The organism is Rhizobium mongolense subsp. loessense, from assembly GCF_900099775.1.
GTDB lineage: Bacteria > Pseudomonadota > Alphaproteobacteria > Rhizobiales > Rhizobiaceae > Rhizobium > Rhizobium loessense.
Genome location: NZ_FMTM01000005.1, coordinates 362,994 through 382,153, shown reverse-complemented (window position 1 = coordinate 382,153; position 19,160 = coordinate 362,994). Strand labels below are relative to the sequence as shown.

Below are 19,160 nucleotides of genomic sequence, written 5' to 3'. Positions count from 1 at the left end.
CTGATTATGTCATATAATTTGGATCACGACGCATGGCACGCACGCTGACTATACTACGCGCCTCCACCCTTTTGATCGCCGCGCTCGCGCTAACCCCCGCTTTCGCGCAGGAAACCGCAACCACGAAACCGCAGCAGAACCTGCCGGCGATCGTCGTGACCACCGCTAAAACGCGCACGCTCGTTGATCGTGTCGTTGCGACCGGCACCGTGAAGCCGGTCGAGGAAGTCTATATCCAGCCGCAGGTCGAGGGCCTTTCGATCCGCACGTTGAATGCCGATGTCGGCGACCAGGTTGCGGCAGACAGCACGCTTGCGACGCTGAACGACGACGCGCTGCTCTTGCAAAAGAGCCAGATGGTGGCAACCAAGGCGAAGGGCGAAGCAACGCTCGCGCAATTGCGGGCACAACTGGTCGAAGCAGAGGCGAATGCCGAACAGGCCCGCCAGCAGCAGGCCCGCGCGCAGGAAATGGGCAAAAAGGGCACGGTGTCCACTGCGACGGTGGAACAGGCAGAAGCCGCTGCCGCCTCTGCCAACGCCCGTGTGAACTCCGCCGAGCAGGCGATCGAAGTTGCCCAGGCGGACCTCAAGGTCGTCGACAGCCAGCTCGCCGACACGGATTTGAGGCTTGCCCGCACCGATGTGAGGACCCCAGTCGCAGGCACGGTTTCGGCAAAGAACGCCAAGGTCGGCGCGATCGCCCTGGGTTCGGGCGAACCACTCTTCACCGTCATCCGCGACAACGATATCGAACTGGTCGCCGAAGTCGGCGAGAGCGATATCGTCAAGATCGAGCCGGGCCAGAAGGCGACGATCTCGCTTGCCGGCAGCCGCGACAAGCTAACGGGTTCGGTGCGCCTGGTTTCACCGACGGTCGATCCGACGACGCGCCTCGGTTTCGTTCATATCCTGATCGATGATGACAGCAAGGCACGTTCGGGCATGTACGGCAGCGCCGAAATCATCATGAGGACGGCCGAGAACGTGGCTTTGCCGCTTTCGGCTGTTCTGACGAGCGGTGAAGGCTCGTCCGCCCGCAAGGTCGAAGACGGAGTCGTGAAATTCGCCGAAGTGGAAACCGGTATCCAGGACGGCGCCTATATCGAGATTGTCAAGGGCCTGAAGGACGGCGAGGAAGTCGTTGCCAAGGCCGGTGCTTATGTCCGCGATGGCGACCGCATTACGCCGGTTCGCGAAAAGCCCGCTGCTTCCAACTGAGAGACGGCCCGATGAACTTTTCAGCCTGGTCCATCCGAAATCCCGTAGCGCCGCTGCTGCTTTTCGCGCTGCTGCTTTTTGTCGGCATTCAGTCCTTCAACAAGCTGCCGATCACGCGCTTCCCGAACATCGACGTGCCACTCGTCTCGATCACAGTGACACAGAGCGGCGCTTCGCCTGCCGAACTCGAAATGCAGGTGACCAAGGAGATCGAAGACGCCGTCGCATCAATCAACGGCATCGATGAAATCCAGTCCACGGTCACCGACGGTCAGTCGCAAACCAACGTGATGTTCCGCATGGAAGTGCCGACGGAGCAGGCGGTTCAGGACACCAAAGACGCGATCGACCGCATCCGCAGCGATCTTCCGGCCAATGTCGAGGAACCGATCGTCGCCAAAGTCGATGTCGAAGGCCAGGCGATCCAGACCTTTGCCGTCTCCTCGCCGGACATGACGCTCGAGGAACTCTCCTGGTTCGTCGACGATACGATCAAGCGCGCCCTCCAAGGTCAGGCCGGCATCGGCCGCGTGGACCGCTATGGCGGTGCCGACCGTGAAGTACGCATCGAGCTCAACCCCGACAAGCTGAACGCCTACGGCATCACTGCCGCCAGCGTGAACAAGCAGCTGCACGGAACCAACGTCGACCTCGGCTCCGGACGCGGCCAGGTGGCGGGCAGCGAGCAGGCGATCCGTGTTCTCGGCGACGCCCGCAATGTGGCGGAACTCGCCAATACGACGATTGCTCTGCCGAACGGCCGTTTCGTCAAGCTCGCCGAACTCGGCGCCATCAAAGACACCTATCAGGAACCGAAATCGTTCTCGCGGTTCGACGATACGCCCGTCGTCACCTTCGGCGTCTTCCGCTCCAAGGGCGCCAGCGAAGTGAGCGTCGCCGAAACGGTGGCGCAAAGCCTCGACAAGGTGCGTGCGGAAAATCCAAATGTCGGCATCGAGCTGATCAACGACTCCGTCTACTTCACCTACGGCAACTATGAAGCTGCCCTCCACACCTTGATGGAGGGCTCGCTGCTGGCGGTGGTCGTCGTGTTCCTGTTCCTGCGGAACTGGCGCGCAACGTTGATTTCGGCGATCGCCCTTCCCCTATCCGCGATCCCGACCTTCTGGATCATGGACCTGATGGGCTTCTCGCTGAACCTCGTCAGCTTCCTCGCGCTCACGCTCGCGACAGGTATCCTCGTCGACGATGCGATCGTGGAAATCGAAAACATCGCCCGGCACATCAAGATGGGCAAAACCCCGTATCGGGCGGCGATCGAAGCGGCGGACGAAATCGGTCTCGCCGTCATCGCCACGACATTCACGATCATTGCCGTCTTCGTACCGGTCTCGTTCATGCCGGGCATTCCCGGCCAGTACTTCATCCAGTTCGGCCTGACGGTCGCCTTTTCGGTGTTCTTCTCGCTCGTCGTGGCGCGTCTAATCACTCCGATGATGGCCGCCTACCTGATGCGCGCGCAGGATGGCCAGGATGACCATCATGACAATGACGGCCTCTTCTTCCGTGGCTATACGCGTCTCGTGCGCGCCACGACCGCCCGCTGGTGGACCCGCTATGCGACGCTCTTTGCGGCGATCGCCTTCCTGATCGGTTCGGTAGCACTGCTTGCCCAGGTTCCCGGCAGCTTCCTACCGCCGGAAGATGCGTCCCGCATCGTGCTTTCCGTCGAGCTGCCGCCGAACGCGACGCTCGAAGACACCGAACAGACGTCCAATGCGATCTACAACAAGGTCAAGGACATCAACGGCGTCGAAAGCGTCTTCGTTCTCGGCGGCGCATCCCCCAAGGGCGACCTTGAACTGCGCCGTGCGACGATCACGCTTTCGCTCTTCAAGCTGGACCACTCGCTAGTGAAGAGGGTTATCAACGATGTCTTTGGCTCGATCCCGGTCATCGGCCCGCATCTGCCGAAGGTCGAGGTTCATGGCCGCGAACGTCCGCAATGGGATATCGAAAAGGAAGTCTTCGCCAGGGTGAAGGATATTCCGGACGTCCGAATCTTGAAGCTCAACGACCGCGGCGAACGTGACTTGTCGTTCAACTTCCTCTCCAAGAACGAGAAGGACCTGAACGAAGCTGTCGGCCTTCTGGAATCGAAGCTGCGTGCAGAACCGCTGCTGGCAAACGTCAGTGCCGAAGGCGCCCTGCCGCGTCCAGAACTGCAGGTTCGTCCGCGCAAGGACCAGGCCGCCCGCCTAGGCATCACGCCGGAGCAGATTTCCGATACGATCCGTGTCGCCACGATCGGCGATGTCGACGCCGCGCTTGCCAAGATAAACCTCGACGACCGCCAGATCCCGATCCGCGTTCAGACCGCAATCGATATGCGGCGCGATCTTGCGGCGATCCGTGCGCTGAAAATCCAGACGGCGAGCGGCGGGATCGTGCCGCTCTCGACCGTGGCTGACATCGACTATGCGGAAGGCGCGAGCTCGATCAAGCGCAACAACCGAAATCGCGTCGTCGCGATCGGTTCCGACCTGCCGCAGGGCGTGGCGCTCGATACGGCGTCGGCTCGCTTCCTGCAGATCGTCAAGGACACCCATATCCCATCGACCGTGCAGCTTGTCGAAAGTGGCGACACGAAGGTCCAGAAGGAAATGCAGCAGAGCTTCGTCAACGCGATGCTGATGGGCCTGATGCTGGTTCTGGCCGTCCTGATCCTGCTGTTCAAAGATGTGATCCAGCCGTTCACCATCCTATTCTCGCTGCCGCTGGCAATCGGCGGTGTGGCGGTTGCTCTGATCATCACCAATAATCCGCTCTCGATGCCGGTTCTGATCGGCAACCTCATGCTGATGGGCATCGTGACGAAGAACGCCATCCTGCTCGTCGACTTCGCAATCGAAATGCGCCGTCACGGCATGACACGCGTCGAAGCTATGGTGGAGGCCGGCCGCAAACGCGCCCAGCCGATCATCATGACCTCGATCGCCATGTCCGCCGGCATGCTGCCCTCAGCACTCGGCGTCGGCGAAGGCGGTTCGTTCCGTGCGCCGATGGCGATCGCCGTGATCGGCGGCATCATCGTCTCGACGGTGCTTTCACTCGTCGTCGTGCCGTCCTTTTTCCTGATCATGGACGACCTCTCGCTCCTGCTCGGCTGGCTCTTCGGCCGCCTCGTCGGCAAGAAGGATCAAGAGGAGCTGGCGATGTCCCGTGAGGAACTGACGGAAGCCGTCGGCGCTCTCAGCGAACGGGTGGAGGCGATCGAGAACCCGGAAGGCAAGCGCAAGAGCGCCAATGCCAACGACAAGAACGTGCTCCGCCTGCCGCCTTTCGCAGCCGAGTAAGCTTGCACTGAACAATGAAAGGCCGGGGCGAACCCGGCCTTTCATTTATGTGGAATGGGAAGCGCGAATGCTGCTTGCAGCGGCCGTTCGCACCTTTCCACGAAACAAAGGTAAGCAGCGAAAAGAAAAGGCGGCTTGATCCAACCGCCTTGGATACGACCGTGGACGGAAGCGCGATGCTCCCTGTGCCTCGGCCAGTCCGTCATCGGTGGCATGGTGCGACCCTAGCTGCCGCTTGCTGACAGCTCGGGCAAGTCTGGATCTGGTGATCGGAATAGGCACGATGAATGGCATGGTTTGGCCTTTGCGGCCAACAACACGAATACAAGAAAGCCATCTTAATCTAGGTGTCCGAAGCCATTTCTTTTGCCAATTCGCCGATCATCGAACGCAACCACCTGTGGGCTGGGTCGTGGCGGTAGCGAACGTGCCAAGCCATCTGCACTGGAAAAGTGCCGAGGTCGACGGGCGCCGGTAGTATCTTGAGGCGCGGATCCCGCTCAAGGCTGCGGCAGATCAGTCTCGGCAGCGTTGCGCAGTAATCCGTGACGGCAAGCATCTCTGGCACGGCCAGGAAGTGCGTGACAGAAACGGCAACCTCTCGCTTGAGGTTTTGTTGTCCCAATGCCTGAAAGAGGCCCACCCGCAGCCGGCCCGGCGGGAGCACGTTCACGTGCTTGAGCCTTTCATACTGTTCTCGGGAAATACGGTCTTGAACGTCGGGATGATCCTTGCGCACCGCGCAGGCGAGCCCATCGTCCATAAGATGCTGAACGACAAGATTGTCCGGCGGATCGACGATCCGGCCAAGCACCATGGCCGTGGTACCGGAAATGACGCCGGTTTCAGCGAGATCGTTGCCAAATGCTGTCATGCGGAGCTTGATCCCCGGCGCCAGCTCACGCGTCCTCGCGACGAGGGCTGGCATCAACACAAGCTCCACGTAGCTGTTGGGGGCAAGCGTGAGCAGCCGGTCGGCGTTTGCTGGCTGAAACTCCTGCTGGTTCAAGATGAGGTCGTCCAGTTGCGCCAACGCTGCTTCGATCGTTGGAGCGATCTCCTCGGCCAGTTGCGTCGGCTTTATGCCGTACCTTTCCCGGATGAACAGCGGATCCCGCAGGGTATCGCGCAGGCGGTTCAACGAATTGGACAGCGCCGGCTGGGTGATGCCCAGTCGCGCTGCAGCCCGTGTCACGCTCCGCTCCTCCATCAGGGCCAGGAAAACCGGGAGCAGGTTCAGATCGTATTTCATCGAGATATAATCCAATATGAATATCTAAAATCAAAGAAGTAAATTTCTAAAATATGTGGGCAGCTGCCATTATCAGCTCATCGACAGGCCGCTGCGGCTGATCGAGCTCCAAATCAACCGGCTACGACGCCTCCTTGGCGCGGCATGATCTGACGAAAGGATCCGAAAATGAAAGTTCTCATGGTACTCACCTCCCACGACACTCTCGGTGATACCGGCAAGAAGACCGGCTTCTGGCTCGAAGAACTGGCAGCGCCGTACTACGTCTTCAAGGACGCCGGCGCCGAGATCACCCTCGCCTCACCGAAGGGCGGCCAGCCGCCTCTCGACCCCAAGAGTGACGAGCCGATGTTCCAGACCGACCTTACGCGGCGCTTCAATGCCGACGAGGTTGCCAAGGCGCAGCTTGCAGAAACTGTGCGCCTGGACCGCGTCGACGAGAAGGACTTCGATACGGTCTTCTACCCCGGCGGCCACGGGCCGCTGTGGGATCTGGCCGAAGATCCGAATTCGTTCAAGCTGATCGAAACCTTCATCGCGGCCGGCAAACCGATCGCCCTCGTCTGTCATGCACCGGGGGTCCTGCGTCACGTGACCAATGCCGACGGCACACCGTTCGTTCAAGGACGCTACGTCACCGGCTTCACCAACAGCGAGGAAGAGGCTGTGGGGCTCACGAAGGTCGTGCCGTTCCTGGTCGAGGACGAGCTCATCGGCCTCGGCGCGGTCTTTTCTAAGGTCAAGGACTGGGGCGTACACACAGTCGTCGATGGCCAGCTTATTACCGGTCAGAACCCGGCGTCATCGAGTGAGGCAGCGGAGGCGCTTTTAGCCGCTTTGAGCCAGAGGAAGGCCAAGACCGCCTGAGCGGACCGAAACTCGTGATCTGCCGACGGCTCACGTCGCCGGCAGATCGTCTTCAGAAACCGGAGTTTGTCATGTCCGCCACCATTCCAACGATATTGCTGTCGGACGCTCTACAGATGGCAGACAGATCCATCGCCCCCGCCCGCACGCTGGATGTCGCCGGCTCAATCGCCGTCGTTGATTCGTCTGGGCATGACGATCGTCGCATTCCCGTTTTCAGTTGACGAAGAAATTCCGGAAAGCGAGCGGGAAACGCATTTCCTGCCCGCGGACGGCGACGAGGCTAATTGACGCTGTCGCCAATGCAGGAACCAGGGACTCGTCCGTTCTTAGAGCCCGCCCTGCTTCTTCAGGAAGCTCACGATGGGGCCGATGCCCTCGCCACGCTTCATGTCAGAGAAGACAAAAGGACGCGTCTCGCGCATGCGCGCCGCATCGCGGTCCATGACGTCGAGATCGGCGCCAACATAGGGTGCGAGGTCCTTCTTGTTGATCACCAAAAGGTCCGACCTGGTGATGCCGGGCCCGCCCTTGCGGGGGATTTCCTCGCCCTGGCAGACGGAGATCACATAGATGGTGATATCGGCCAGATCGGGCGAAAATGTCGCTGCCAGGTTGTCACCGCCGGATTCGATGAAGACGACATCGAGGTCCGGAATACGCGCATTCAGGCCAGCGATCGCCTGGAGATTGATCGTCGCATCTTCGCGGATCGCCGTATGCGGGCAGCCGCCGGTTTCCACGCCGACGATGCGGTCAGATGGCAGCGCCTGCATGCGCATCAGCGCTTCGGCATCCTCGGTCGTATAGATGTCATTCGTGACGACGGCGATGGAATAGTCGTCGCGCATCGCCTTGCAGAGCTTCTCCGTCAGCGCCGTCTTTCCAGAGCCGACAGGCCCGCCGATGCCCACACGAAGAGGTCCGTTTCTTGATTTCATATGTCACACTCCAATTCGGCCGATGATAGCGTCCGGATAACGGCGCTACCACCGGCAAATAGCGCAGATGCTCCGATCACGATCGGAAGAGCCTCGTCGTCTGCGTCTCGTGCCGCAGCGAGGCGATATCCGCCTGAACCGCCGCCGAACCCATATCGTCGAGCGTCGAGCCGGACGCACGATGAGCAGTCGCGGCAATCGCCTCCTCCAGCCGCGCCAGGATAGCCACGCCGTCATTCTGCCCGGCGACGCCGAGCCGGATGCCCGCCGAGACCGATTGCGAGACATAGGCATGCAGGAAGGCTGCGAGCGCCTTTTGCAGTTCGATGCCATGCGCGCCGGCGACTGCGCCCACGGCAACGGGATAGGCAATGGCTTGCGGCAGGCGATCAAGGACGGTATCGGGCCAGGCGCGCGCCGCCGCCAGAAAGGCATCACCGAGCAGCATGGTCTCCTGATAGCGCTCCCGCGAGCCGGCAAGGGCCTCCGCCAGCACGGCAAGCTCCGCAAGCTCTCCTGCATCCGATTGCGCCCGCCAGCTCGCGGCGAAGAGCACGGCATCGTTCCAGATGCTCCCATGGGAAAGTAGCGTTTCGATCCATCCGTCCAGCGAGGCTGCATCCGTAACAAGCCCGTCATGGACGGCGCGCTCGAGGCCGTTGGAATAGGCAAACGAGCCGACCGGAAAGGCCGGCGAGAGCCATGCCATGAGACGCAGCAGGGCCTGCAGGTCGGCGCTCTCGCTCATTGCAGCTTAATCATGCGCGTGGTGGCCGTGGTCGTGCCCATGTGAGTGACCACCGTGTGAATGGTAGGCCCCGCGGGCGGGCTGGAAAGGCTCGGTGACCTCTCTGACCGTCGCTCCGAGCCCTTCGAGCATCGACCGGATCACGTGGTCGCGCAGGATCAGGATGCGCTCCTCTTCGATCTGCGCGCCGAGGTGGCGGTTGCCGAGGTGCCAGGCAAGCTCGATAAGATGCAGCCGGTCCCGGCCCCTGATCTCGAAAAGCTTCTCGTCAGCAGCCTGGACTTCGATGAGCTCGCCGTCCTCGAGCACCAGCATGTCGCCGCTTGCAAACAAAACCGGCTCCTTCAGGTCGAGCATGACCATGTCGCCGTTTTCGAGATGCAGGAGCTTCCGGCGTAGATGCCTCAGATCATGCGGCAGGACGACTTTGCCGATAGGGTTGGTAGACGGGGTTCCGGCCGGAAGATAGGAGGTGACGCGCTGCATGACATGTCCGTTTCTGTGAGATCAAGACCATGCAAAATAGCGCCTGGCAGCGCAAGCGCCAATGCCTTCGCGCGGCCGTTATATGCCATAGGCGCGCTGTGTACCGTCGTAATCTGGCACCGCACCCTGGACGCCAAGGCCGCCCTCGGTCAGATGGTGATGCCATGTGTGGTCCAACGCGTTCCTTTCATGCACGACGCGGTTGCGGCCAAGCGCTTTTGCCAGATAAAGCGCCTTGTCGGCGGACGCATAAACGGCCTCCTTGCTGCGCCCGGGCAGAAGATCGGCAATACCTGCCGAAATAGTGATCGATATGTCGCAGCCGTCAGCAGCGATCGACCGTCGGGCAATCTGCGTCTTTACCGCTTCGATCTTCTGTAGCCGTTCTTCAACGTCACCGCCTGAAACGATAACGCCGAACTCTTCGCCTCCGAGACGTGCGACGACCGAAGAACCGTCGAATGCCGAGGCGAGAATTGCGGAAACGGCTATGATGACGGCATCGCCGCAGGCATGGCCGAAACGGTCGTTTATCGCCTTGAAACGGTCGACATCGAAAATCACCAGCGAGGCGTCGTCATCGATGCTGTCGAGCGCTTCCGCAAACGCACGGCGGTTCAACAGGCCGGACAGCATATCGATCCGGCTGAGCTTTTCGAACTCCGCGCGCGATACCGTCAGCTGATGCATTGCATGGCCGACGATCAACGAAAGAATGCCGCAGACAATGCCACTGAGAAGCCAGGACAGCACGATGCTGTAGCTGATGGTAAGAGCGAGCGTGAACGGCAGCACGTCGAGGAAGGCAAGCGGCGGCATCACTGCAAGGATCAACAGTATCGATAGGATAACGGCGGCAAAACTCATCTTCAGCGCAAAGCTGAAAATCGTGCCGCGATGGTGAAAATTGCCAAGTTCAGCCTGGAGAAAAATCCAGCTCCTCATGAGAATCGACCTCCAGCTCGGCGTCCCCGGAGATATCTGATTAGAGCTCAACTCCTGCCGGCTTCTTAAGCAGATCGTTAAAATTGGAACGAGTTTATACGATTTAATGTTGTATTGTTTCCGCGCTCGGTTTCCATGCTGCGGCAAGCAACATCGATAGCCTCCAATATAAATCCAAGCAATTGAAAATAAACGATTATTTTAAATCGAAAGGATTTCCGTATCTCGAATGCATGCGACTGTTGCTCGCGACAAATTTTCATCGCTTTATACAACCATGTGATGAGCAATTTTGATTGGCGCTTTAGGAGCGCCGGCGGACAAAGCCAGCGCTCCTGATGCCCTAAAAGAGGAAGTAGCGTTGCGCCATCGGCAGCACAGTTGCTGGTTCGCAGGTGAGCAGTTCGCCATCGGCGCGCACCTCGTAGGTTTCCGGATCCACCTCGATATGCGGCGTCAGGCTGTTGTGGATCATCGATGCCTTGGAGATGCCGCCGCGAGTGTTTTTGACCGCAACGAGGTCCTTGGCGACACCCAGCCTTCCCTTCAGCCCGGCATCGAGCGACGCCTGGGAAACGAAGGTGACGGAGGAATTGGTGAGGCTCTTGCCGTAGGAGGCAAACATCGGCCGGTAATGCACCGGCTGCGGCGTCGGGATGGAGGCGTTCGGATCGCCCATAGGTGCAGCGGCAATCGAGCCGCCGAGCAGCACCATGTCCGGCTTCACACCGAAGAAGGCGGGATTCCAGATGACCAGATCGGCGCGCTTGCCGACTTCAATCGAGCCGATCTCATGGGAAAGGCCATGCGCAATCGCCGGATTGATCGTGTATTTGGCGATGTAACGGCGGACGCGGAAATTGTCATTGTCGCCCTTCTCTTCTTTCAGACGGCCACGCTGGCGCTTCATCTTGTCGGCCGTCTGCCATGTGCGGATTGCCACCTCGCCAACACGGCCCATGGCCTGGCTGTCCGACGAGATGATCGAGAAGGCGCCGATATCGTGCAGGATGTCTTCTGCTGCGATCGTTTCCTTGCGGATGCGGCTTTCGGCAAAGGCGATGTCTTCCGGGATCGACGGCGACAGGTGATGGCAGACCATCAGCATGTCGAGATGTTCAGCGATCGTATTGACCGTGTAGGGCCGCGTGGGATTGGTGGAAGACGGGATAACGTTGGATTGGCCGCAGATCTTGATGATGTCCGGCGCGTGGCCGCCGCCTGCCCCTTCCGTGTGAAAGGCATGGATCGTGCGGCCCTTGATGGCGCCGATCGTGTCTTCGACAAAGCCGCTTTCGTTTAGCGTGTCGGTATGGATCATCACCTGCACGTCGTATTGGTCGGCAACCGTCAGGCAGCAGTCGATCGCGCCGGGCGTCGTGCCCCAGTCTTCGTGCAGCTTCAGTGAGGTGGCGCCTGCAAGCACCATTTCCTCGAGCGCGCCGGGCAGCGATGCATTGCCCTTGCCGGCGAAGGCGAGGTTCATCGGGAAGGCGTCGGCCGCTTCGATCATCCGAGCGAGGTGCCACGGGCCGGGCGTGCAGGTCGTCGCCAATGTGCCATGCGCTGGGCCGGTGCCGCCGCCGAGCATGCAGGTGAGACCGCTCATCAGCGCTTCTTCGATCTGCTGCGGGCAGATGAAGTGGATGTGGCTGTCCATCCCGCCGGCCGTCACGATCTTGCCTTCGCCCGCGATCGCCTCGGTGCCTGGTCCGACGATGATGTTGACGCCCGGCTGCGTGTCCGGGTTGCCAGCCTTGCCGATCGCGACGATGCGTCCGTCCTTGAGGCCGATATCGGCTTTCACGATGCCGGTATGATCGACAATCACCGCATTGGTGATGACGGTATCGACCGCACCGTTGGCGCGCGTCACCTGGCTCTGCCCCATACCGTCGCGGATCACCTTGCCGCCGCCGAACTTCACCTCTTCGCCATAGGTCGTGAAATCTTTTTCGACCTCGATGAAGAGCTCGGTATCGGCGAGGCGCACCTTGTCGCCAACGGTCGGGCCGAACATGCTGGCATAGGCGGCGCGGGAAATCTTGTGGGGCATATGTCAGGCTCCTTGGGAGGAAGAAAGAGACGTATCGGCAGGATGGCGCGTCAGCCGGCCATTGGCGATGTAGCTGTCGACAAGCTGCCTTTCGGCGGCGAAAGGATGCCACTCCCAGCCGGAATGACTGAAGCCGGCAAGGCCGATCTCGACCTCCGGAAATCTGCGGAAGGTCGCGGCAATCGCGATCATGCCGCTGCTCGGAACGACATAAGGCGCGGGATCAAAGGTCGCCAGGGCGTCGTCGACTGCTTCATGAATCACTTTCTCAACGACTATATGTTCCTTGCCAGCGTGCTCGCAGAAGACGTTGAAGTGACTCGTATAATCGTCGCAAAAGTCGTCGAGCTCAGGATGCGAAACGGCGAGCGGCGCCCGCAAGACGGCGAATTTTTCGGGATCGCGGACACTCCAGATTTCCGAGGCCTCCATGACGGCCGGGTGCGTCCGCCAAGTATCCGAACTCAACATCGCCTTGGCGGGGCGCCCGGTGTTGCAGACGGCTACGACGTCGGTGCGGCCGGGGCTTGCGGCATAGGAGCGACATTCGTTGAAACGGATGACGAAGTCCGCAGCCGCGATTGCCGCTGCTCCCTCTTCACCGATTTCCCCATTGCCGACGATCATGATCTTGCGGCTCACCTCAGTCCCACCGCGTCGGAAAGCTCTTTGAGCTGCTTGGTGCGTTCGTCGCTCAGATTGGCAAGGCAACCTGCGACCAGCATAGGCTCCATCGTGCCGCCACGGGCCTGGAAGCCATAAGCCTCGCACTGGGCGTCCCGATAGGAAATCCAGGCGCGCTGCGCGGTTAGCAGCGCTTTTTCGGCTCCGCGATCCTTCTCGTCCAGATCCTTGTCGGTCGCCGCGAGCGCTGCACGCGTCTTCTTCCACTGCTCGTTGAGCGCCGTATCGGCCGCCTCGTATCGGGACTGCTCGCAGAAAGTCATGTCGGCTTGCGTCTTCGGGTTCTTGCAATCCGGCTCCTGGGCCTGCGCGGCGCCAGCCACGATCATTACCGCCGCAGCGCCGGTCAGGTACAAATTCAACCGCATCGTCTCCTCCCGTCTTTTTCTGCTCAGAGCTTACCCATCACGAGCTGGCGGAAGCCGTAGACCTCACGCTTGCCGGAGAGTGGGATGAGTGTCACGGAACGCGTCTGACCCGGCTCGAAACGCACGGCGGTGCCCGCCGGGATGTCGAGGCGCATGCCCTGCACCTTGTCGCGATCGAAGGAGAGGCCGGCATTGGTCTCGGCAAAATGGTAGTGGCTGCCGACCTGCACCGGGCGATCGCCGGTGTTCGACACTTCAATGGTGACGGTCGGCGCACCGGCGTTTAGTTCTATGTCGCCGCTTGCGGCAATGATTTCGCCTGGGATCATCTTATTGTCCTCACGCAGCCTTCACGGGCACGCAGCCCTCGGCCTTCAAGATACGTTTCGTCGATGCCGGATATTTGGCGAGCATGGCGGCCGGACGCACGGGGCGGCAAGTGAACTCACCGCCGCAATTGGGGCATTTGCCCTGGAGCACATCGCTCGCACAATCGGCGCAGAAGGTGCACTCGAAAGTGCAGATCATCGCCTCGCGGCTTTCCGCCGGCAGATCCTTGTCGCAGCATTCGCAGTTCGGACGAAGTTCGAGCATTGCGACCTCCTCAGCGGATCGGTTCGTGGACGGTGACGAGCTTGGTGCCGTCCGGGAAGGTCGCTTCCACCTGCACATCATGGATCATCTCGGGAACGCCTTCCATCACCTGATGCCGGCCGATGACATGAGCGCCCGCCTCCATCAATTCGGCGACCGGGCGGCCGTCACGCGCGCCTTCCACGACAAAGTCGGTGATCAGCGCGATCGCTTCGGGATGATTGAGCTTCACGCCGCGCTCCAGCCGGCGCCGCGCTACCATCGCTGCCATGGAGATCAGCAGCTTGTCTTTTTCTCTCGGAGTGAGGTTCATCGTCGATCCATCTGCTTTGAAACTAGAGATTCCAGACTTTCGGCACAGGCGCACCGTTGCGCAAGGCGGAAATGACCGGGATCAGGATTTTTCTGAGGGCAAAGCCGTCAGCGGCTGCAGCGCGCACCACGAGCTTGCCGTTCCAAGCGCTGGCGCCTGCCGCATGTCCGCCGAGTAGCGGGCGCACTCTCGCGAGATAGGCTTCTGCAAGAGGCCCGGCATAGAGCAACGTTGCAAAAGCCACCTGTCCGCTGAGGACGGGCTGGCAAGCAGTCAGCGCGCCGATGGCGCCATCAAGCCGCAACTCCTCGGCATGGATCAGCTTACCAGCGCGGCGAATCCGCCAGCGATCACGGAAAAGGCCGGTCTCCATCTTCTCGCCCATCGCCTTGCGGCCGAGCAGGATCGCCTCGACGGCCAGGAACTCCGCCGTCTCGTCGAGATCGACGTCGAGGCGGCGGAACAGCGAGGCGCGATCGAACAGGATCGTCTCCTGCGGCAGCCAGTCGACCCGTGCATTCGCGCCGACCTCGATCGTTGTCGTGACTTCGGCCGTTCCAGCGGATGCCTTGTAGATCTTCTCGCAGGCCTGCGTCGTCACATCGATACGTGTGATTGGACCTGCAACGACGCTCCAGTTCATCTGGTCGCCACCGGTTAACCCGCCCGCCGTATTGATGATGACCGCCTCCATGGAAGCATCGAAAGTCTCCGGGAGGCGTATCTTGGCGGCACCTTCCTGATAGAGTTCGCGGATGCGCGCCCGCCCGTCCAGCAGCTTCGCGGCCAGGTGCCCGCGCCCCTGTGCCCTTTGTGGTCTGGTGATTGCCGCCGCGATCGTCATTCCATTCCCTTGTGCCTTCGCCGTTTGCCCGGCCGTTCTCATTCAATGCCGCAAATAATTGAAAGCAAGCAATTTTTATGCCGCGTGCCGATCTTGAAGGAACGGCGGCGGACACGGTGCCCAGAACATGGAAGCTGCCTTGGAAAGCGGCATATGCCGCTCAGACGGTCAGGTGGCGCCTGGCCTCGGGCGTATCGAGCGTATCCGCCAAACCCTCGTGGACGATCTCACCGCGGTCCATGATGTAGACGTAGTCGGCAAGCTCGCGGCAGAAGTCGAGATACTGCTCCACGAGCAGGATCGCCATGCCGGTCGAGTCGCGCAGGTAGCGGATTGCCCGGCCGATATCCTTGATGATCGAGGGCTGGATGCCTTCCGTCGGTTCGTCCAGCACAAGGATCTTCGGCCGCGTCACCATGGCCCGGCCGATCGCCAATTGCTGCTGCTGCCCGCCGGAAAGGTCGCCGCCGCGACGGGACAACATCGACTTCAGCACCGGGAAGAGGCCGAAGATATCGTCGGGGATGTTGCGGTCGCGGCGGCCAAGCGGAGCAAAGCCGGTTTCGAGGTTTTCCTTGACGGTGAGCAGCGGGAAAATCTCGCGCCCTTGCGGCACATAGCCGATACCCTGCTTGGCGCGCGCATAAGGCGGCAGGCCGTTCAACGCCACGTCATTGAAGCTCACCGTTCCGGCCGACAGCAGATGCTGGCCGGTGACGGCGCGGAGAAGAGAACTCTTCCCCACGCCGTTCCGCCCCAGCACGCAAGTGATCTTACCCATCTCCGCCTTGATCGAGATGCCGCGCAACGCTTGTGCAGCGCCGTAGTGCAGGTTTGCGTTTTCGACTGTCAGCATGAGGCCGCCTCCTGGCGCGTTGCGGGTTGGGGAAGGGTCAGAGCCCTGCCAACGACAAACAGATCAAACATCCTCACCGCCCCAAATAATTCTCGATCACCTTCGCATCGGAACTCACGAAATCGATCGACCCTTCGGCAAGCACGGAGCCTTCCGCCAGGCAGGTCACCTTGACGCCAAGGTCGCGAATGAAGCCCATGTCGTGTTCGACGACGACGACGGAGCGAGTCTTGGCGATTTCCCGGAGCAGGATCGCCGTCTCCACCGTTTCGGCATCGGTCATACCGGCAACCGGCTCGTCGACAAGCAACAGCTTCGGCTCTTGTGCGAGCAGCATGCCGATCTCCAGCCATTGCTTCTGCCCGTGAGACAGACTGGCTGCCAGCTCGTTGCTACGATGCGTCAGCCGCACGGTCTTAAGGATTTCCTCGATGCGAGCCTTGTCGTCGGACGAGAGGCGATAAAAGAGTGTCGGGAACACGCCGCGCTTGCGATTGAGCGCGAGCTCCAGATTGTCCCAGACCGTATGGCTTTCGAAGACCGTCGGCTTCTGGAATTTGCGGCCTATGCCGAGCTGGGCGATATCGGCTTCATCTTTCTTCGTGAGGTCGATCTCGCCGTTGAAATAAACCTCGCCCTCATCCGGCCGCGTCTTGCCGGTGATGATGTCCATCATCGTCGTCTTGCCGGCGCCGTTGGGGCCGATGATGGCGCGAAGCTCGCCGGGCTCGATGACGATCGAAAGCGAGTTCAGCGCTTTGAAGCCGTCGAAGGAAACCGAAACATTATTGAGGTAGAGCACGCTGTTGGGTTTGATATCCGGGATCATAGCCGCTCACTCCGCTGCCTGGATTTTTGCATCGGCGCCTTCTTCCTGAAAAGCAGGCGGCGCGGTTTCCGTCCTCGGCTTCTTCCTGCCGAGGTATGGGGCGATCGTGCCGACGATACCTTTCGGCAGGAACAGCGTGACGGCAACGAAGAGGCCGCCGAGTGCAAAGAGCCAGAACTCAGGAAAAAGGCCGGTGAAGATTGTTTTGCCGCCATTGACCAGAATCGCACCGATGATCGGACCGATCAGCGTCGAGCGGCCGCCGACGGCCGTCCAGATGACGACCTCGATGGAGTTTGCCGGTGCGAATTCTCCGGGATTGATGATGCCGACCTGCGGCACGTAGAGCGCGCCCGCAATGCCCGCCATCATCGCCGAGACGACAAAGGTGAAGAGTTTGAAGTGTTCGACGCGGTAGCCGAGGAAGCGCGTTCTGCTTTCCGCATCGCGCACACCGACCAGCACCTTGCCGAATTTCGAACGCACGATGGCCGAAGCAATCAGCAGCGACAGCGCCAGCAGGATTGCGGTCGCGGCGAAGAGTGCTGCGCGCGTTCCGTCGGCCTGCACGTTGAAGCCGAGGATGTCCTTGAAGTCGGTCATGCCGTTATTGCCGCCGAAGCCCATGTCGTTGCGGAAGAAGGCAAGCAGCAGCGCATAAGTCATCGCCTGGGTGATGATCGATAGATAAACACCGTTGACCCTGCTACGGAAGGCGAACCAGCCGAAGACGAAGGCGAGCAGCCCAGGTACCAGCAGCACCATCAGCGCTGCAAACCAGAACTGGTCGAAGCCGTACCAGAACCAGGGCAGTTCTTTCCAGTTCAGGAACACCATGAAGTCGGGCAGGATCGGGTCGCCATAGACGCCGCGCGACCCGATCTGACGCATCAGATACATGCCCATCGCGTAACCGCCGAGCGCGAAGAAGGCGCCGTGACCGAGCGAAAGGATGCCGCAGAAACCCCAGACGAGATCGAGGGCCAAGGCCAGCAGCGCATAGGTGAGGTATTTGCCGAACAGCGCCATGATGTAGGTCGGGATATGCAACGGGTTCTCCGGACCTGTCATGAGGTTCAGAACCGGCACCAGCACGGCGACCATGAGCAGGATGGCGATGGCAATGGAAATCTTGCGATCGAGAGACCGGAGAAGGAAGGCCGTAATCATGCTTCCACCGCCCTTCCTTTGAGTGCGAAGAGCCCACGCGGACGCTTCTGAATGAAGAGGATAATGAGGACGAGCACGAGGATCTTGCCGAGCACTGCGCCGGCGAAGGGCTCAAGGAACTTGTTGACCACGCCGAGCGACAACGCACCCACCAGCGTGCCCCAAAGATTGCCGACGCCGCCGAAGACCACGACCATGAAGCTGTCGATGATGTAGCTCTGTCCAAGGTTCGGCGAGACGTTGTCGATCTGCGAAAGCGCCACACCCGCCATGCCGGCGATGCCGGAGCCGAGCGCGAAGGTGAAGGCATCGACCCAGCCGGTGCGGATGCCCATGGACGACGCCATGCGGCGGTTCTGCGTGACCGCGCGCATCTGCAGGCCGAAGGCGGAGCGCTTCAGGAGCAGCAGTAAAGTCACGAAGACGATCATTGAAAAGACGATGATCCACATGCGGTTCCAGGTGATCGACAGCCCGCCGAGCTCGAAGGCGCCGGACATCCAGCTTGGATTGCGCACTTCGCGATTGGTCGGACCGAAGATCGTGCGCACCGCCTGCTGCAGGATGAGGGACACACCCCATGTCGCAAGCAGCGTTTCGAGCGGGCGGCCGTAGAGATAGCGGATGACCATGCGCTCCATGACGAGGCCGACAAAGCCGGTGAAGATGAAGGCCGCTGGAACCGCAATCACCAGCGAATAGGTTGCGAGCTCGGGAAAGTTCGATGCGATATGTTCCTGCACGACATAGGTGGTGTAAGCGCCGATCATCACCATTTCGCCATGCGCCATGTTGATGACGCCCATGACACCGAAGGTAATGGCAAGCCCGATTGCCGCGAGCAGCAGCACCGAGCCGAGCGACAGGCCGTACCAGACGTTCTGAACGATATCCCAGAGCGCCAGATTGCGCTTGATACCGGCGATGTTGGCCTCGATGTTGGCCTTCAGATCGTCGGGTGCAGTCTCCATCGCGGTGGTCAGGATGGTGAGCGCATTGCGGTCGCCGCGCGCCGCGATTGTATCGATCGCCGCCTTCTTGTCTTCGGCACTGACATCGCTCTTGAGCATCATGACGGCGCGGGCCGCTTCCATCGTGTTCTTGATTTCAGCATCCTTTTCATCGGCGAGCGCCGAGTTCAGAAGCTCAAGGTTGGAAGGGTCGGAATCTTTCAGCAGCCCTTGAGCGGCGGAAAGCCGTGCGGAACGGTCCGGGCTCAGCAGCGTCAGCGTGCTCATGGCGCTGGCGATCACGCCGCGCAGGGAATTGTTGATCTTGACCTTGGACATGTAGTCCGGATCGATATCGGCGATAGCTTCGCCGGTGATCGGGTCGGAATAGGTCGGCTCGTCGTCTGTGCCACCCTGCAGGAGAACGGGGCCGCCTTCTTCGGAGTTCACGTAAAGCTTGCCGTCACCCAGCTGCTGCAGGATCTGGCCGACATGCGGATCTCCTGAAGCCACAAGAGCCTTGATGGCGGCTTCGCGCTCCGGAAAGCCACCGGCGCCGAGTGCATCGACAAGGGCGTGGATATCGTCCTGCGCCTCGAGCGCCGTGGCGAAGGCCGGCAGGGCAAGGCAGATCGTCAAAAGGAAAATCTTGATGGCGCGAAACATGGGGCTCTCTCGCCTGGCTTGTCGTTGGCCTTGAGGCAGCAATCGCTCGGGACG

The 19,160-nt window shown here is 60.7% G+C and carries 20 protein-coding genes; 4 read left to right on the top strand and 16 right to left on the bottom strand.

The window, feature by feature from the left end:
• Nucleotides 1-32 precede the first annotated feature (32 nt).
• Nucleotides 33-1,220 carry an efflux RND transporter periplasmic adaptor subunit gene (locus BLP23_RS19115; RefSeq protein WP_092586415.1) on the top strand — a complete coding sequence of 396 codons (1,188 nt, stop codon included), beginning with the start codon at nucleotides 33-35 and terminating at the stop codon, nucleotides 1,218-1,220.
• A gap of 11 nt (nucleotides 1,221-1,231) precedes the next feature.
• Nucleotides 1,232-4,537, top strand: a complete 3,306-nt coding sequence (locus tag BLP23_RS19110; RefSeq protein WP_092586414.1) for an efflux RND transporter permease subunit — start codon at nucleotides 1,232-1,234, stop codon at nucleotides 4,535-4,537.
• Between the two features lie 343 nt (nucleotides 4,538-4,880).
• Here BLP23_RS19110 and BLP23_RS19105 read toward each other — a convergent pair whose 3' ends face one another.
• Nucleotides 4,881-5,789: a LysR family transcriptional regulator gene (locus BLP23_RS19105; RefSeq protein ID WP_092586413.1), complete on the bottom strand. Its 909-nt coding sequence runs from the start codon at nucleotides 5,787-5,789 to the stop codon at nucleotides 4,881-4,883.
• Between the two features lie 168 nt (nucleotides 5,790-5,957).
• Between BLP23_RS19105 and BLP23_RS19100 the strand changes: the two genes are divergently transcribed.
• Both BLP23_RS19100 and BLP23_RS19095 read left to right on the top strand, forming a co-directional pair.
• Nucleotides 5,958-6,656, top strand: a complete 699-nt coding sequence (locus tag BLP23_RS19100; RefSeq protein WP_092586412.1) for a type 1 glutamine amidotransferase domain-containing protein — start codon at nucleotides 5,958-5,960, stop codon at nucleotides 6,654-6,656.
• 71 nt (nucleotides 6,657-6,727) lie between these two features.
• A complete protein-coding gene (locus tag BLP23_RS19095; RefSeq protein ID WP_208603172.1) occupies nucleotides 6,728-6,880 on the top strand; it encodes a heme-degrading domain-containing protein in 153 nt (50 codons plus the stop codon).
• Nucleotides 6,881-6,985: 105 nt separating this feature from the next.
• On the opposite strand, the gene ureG is transcribed toward BLP23_RS19095, so the two are convergent.
• The 15 genes from ureG to urtB all read right to left on the bottom strand — a co-directional run bounded on the left by ureG (nucleotide 6,986) and on the right by urtB (nucleotide 19,106).
• The gene (gene ureG / locus BLP23_RS19090) at nucleotides 6,986-7,597 is read right to left on the bottom strand and encodes an urease accessory protein UreG (protein ID WP_092586411.1); all 612 of its coding nucleotides are present in this window, start codon (nucleotides 7,595-7,597) and stop codon (nucleotides 6,986-6,988) included.
• Between the two features lie 76 nt (nucleotides 7,598-7,673).
• A complete protein-coding gene (locus BLP23_RS19085; protein ID WP_092586410.1) occupies nucleotides 7,674-8,345 on the bottom strand; it encodes an urease accessory protein UreF in 672 nt (223 codons plus the stop codon).
• A 6-nt stretch (nucleotides 8,346-8,351) separates the two neighbouring features.
• A complete protein-coding gene (gene ureE, locus BLP23_RS19080; RefSeq protein WP_092586409.1) occupies nucleotides 8,352-8,831 on the bottom strand; it encodes an urease accessory protein UreE in 480 nt (159 codons plus the stop codon).
• A 78-nt stretch (nucleotides 8,832-8,909) separates the two neighbouring features.
• Nucleotides 8,910-9,776: a GGDEF domain-containing protein gene (locus BLP23_RS19075; RefSeq protein ID WP_092586408.1), complete on the bottom strand. Its 867-nt coding sequence runs from the start codon at nucleotides 9,774-9,776 to the stop codon at nucleotides 8,910-8,912.
• Between the two features lie 343 nt (nucleotides 9,777-10,119).
• On the bottom strand, nucleotides 10,120-11,832 hold the full coding sequence (gene ureC / locus BLP23_RS19070; protein ID WP_022716980.1) for an urease subunit alpha: 1,713 nt from the start codon (nucleotides 11,830-11,832) through the stop codon (nucleotides 10,120-10,122).
• A gap of 3 nt (nucleotides 11,833-11,835) precedes the next feature.
• Entirely contained in the window at nucleotides 11,836-12,459 is a 624-nt protein-coding gene (locus BLP23_RS19065) for a Urease operon accessory protein (RefSeq protein ID WP_092586502.1), read from the bottom strand.
• Nucleotides 12,460-12,470: 11 nt separating this feature from the next.
• Entirely contained in the window at nucleotides 12,471-12,884 is a 414-nt protein-coding gene (locus BLP23_RS19060; RefSeq protein ID WP_092586407.1) for a lysozyme inhibitor LprI family protein, read from the bottom strand.
• Nucleotides 12,885-12,907: 23 nt separating this feature from the next.
• Nucleotides 12,908-13,213, bottom strand: coding sequence for an urease subunit beta (locus BLP23_RS19055; RefSeq protein WP_022716977.1), 306 nt, complete (start codon nucleotides 13,211-13,213; stop codon nucleotides 12,908-12,910).
• Nucleotides 13,214-13,223: 10 nt separating this feature from the next.
• A complete protein-coding gene (locus BLP23_RS19050; protein WP_092586406.1) occupies nucleotides 13,224-13,478 on the bottom strand; it encodes a DUF1272 domain-containing protein in 255 nt (84 codons plus the stop codon).
• A 10-nt stretch (nucleotides 13,479-13,488) separates the two neighbouring features.
• Nucleotides 13,489-13,791 carry an urease subunit gamma gene (locus BLP23_RS19045; RefSeq protein ID WP_022716975.1) on the bottom strand — a complete coding sequence of 101 codons (303 nt, stop codon included), beginning with the start codon at nucleotides 13,789-13,791 and terminating at the stop codon, nucleotides 13,489-13,491.
• A 22-nt stretch (nucleotides 13,792-13,813) separates the two neighbouring features.
• Nucleotides 13,814-14,635, bottom strand: a complete 822-nt coding sequence (locus tag BLP23_RS19040) for an urease accessory protein UreD (protein ID WP_092586405.1) — start codon at nucleotides 14,633-14,635, stop codon at nucleotides 13,814-13,816.
• Between the two features lie 160 nt (nucleotides 14,636-14,795).
• A complete protein-coding gene (gene urtE / locus BLP23_RS19035; RefSeq protein ID WP_092586404.1) occupies nucleotides 14,796-15,491 on the bottom strand; it encodes an urea ABC transporter ATP-binding subunit UrtE in 696 nt (231 codons plus the stop codon).
• Nucleotides 15,492-15,564: 73 nt separating this feature from the next.
• On the bottom strand, nucleotides 15,565-16,320 hold the full coding sequence (gene urtD, locus BLP23_RS19030) for an urea ABC transporter ATP-binding protein UrtD (protein ID WP_092586403.1): 756 nt from the start codon (nucleotides 16,318-16,320) through the stop codon (nucleotides 15,565-15,567).
• A 6-nt stretch (nucleotides 16,321-16,326) separates the two neighbouring features.
• Nucleotides 16,327-17,490 (bottom strand): urea ABC transporter permease subunit UrtC, encoded by a 1,164-nt coding sequence (urtC, locus tag BLP23_RS19025; RefSeq protein ID WP_092586402.1) that lies wholly within the window; start codon nucleotides 17,488-17,490, stop codon nucleotides 16,327-16,329.
• Nucleotides 17,487-19,106 carry an urea ABC transporter permease subunit UrtB gene (gene urtB, locus BLP23_RS19020; protein WP_092586401.1) on the bottom strand — a complete coding sequence of 540 codons (1,620 nt, stop codon included), beginning with the start codon at nucleotides 19,104-19,106 and terminating at the stop codon, nucleotides 17,487-17,489. The genes urtC and urtB overlap by 4 nt, the downstream gene beginning before the upstream one ends.
• Nucleotides 19,107-19,160: the final 54 nt, after the last annotated feature.